Origin of the sequence: Mesobacillus subterraneus (assembly GCF_000934845.1) — a bacterium.
GTDB lineage: Bacteria > Bacillota > Bacilli > Bacillales > Cytobacillaceae > Mesobacillus > Mesobacillus stamsii.
The window spans coordinates 1-420 of record NZ_JXIQ01000043.1 but is presented as its reverse complement, the minus strand read 5'-3'; the positions used below and the strand labels follow the sequence as shown (position 1 = coordinate 420).

The 420-nt window shown below is 49.0% G+C and carries 3 tRNA genes; all 3 read left to right on the top strand.

The window, feature by feature from the left end:
• Positions 1-56: 56 nt before the first annotated feature.
• The 3 genes from UB32_RS06680 to UB32_RS06670 all read left to right on the top strand — a co-directional run bounded on the left by UB32_RS06680 (position 57) and on the right by UB32_RS06670 (position 419).
• Positions 57-133 (top strand) — tRNA-Ile (locus UB32_RS06680).
• Positions 134-153: 20 nt separating this feature from the next.
• Positions 154-246, top strand: a tRNA-Ser gene (locus UB32_RS06675).
• Positions 247-345: 99 nt separating this feature from the next.
• Positions 346-419: transfer RNA gene (locus UB32_RS06670), tRNA-Met, on the top strand.
• Position 420: the final 1 nt, after the last annotated feature.

The following is a 420-nucleotide window of genomic DNA, read 5'->3' as shown; positions in this document are numbered from 1 at the left end:
CCCCTCCGCCGCTACCAAATTTAATCTGGTTGAACCTATTCAATCTAGGATATCCTGGACCTTTAGCTCAGCTGGTTAGAGCAGACGGCTCATAACCGTCCGGTCGTAGGTTCGAGTCCTACAAGGTCCACCATTTTATCTGAATGAAATAATGGAGGTATACCCAAGTCTGGCTGAAGGGATCGGTCTTGAAAACCGACAGGCGGGTAACACCGCGCGGGGGTTCGAATCCCTCTACCTCCTCCATAATTGGTATTGTCTAGCGTGTAGCAAGGAGTTTTCTTTATCGGAATACGCTCAAGTTATACCAGTTGAGTTGTTTCTCTAAGTGTAAATTAATATTATCGCGGGGTGGAGCAGTCCGGTAGCTCGTCGGGCTCATAACCCGAAGGTCGCAGGTTCAAATCCTGCCCCCGCAAT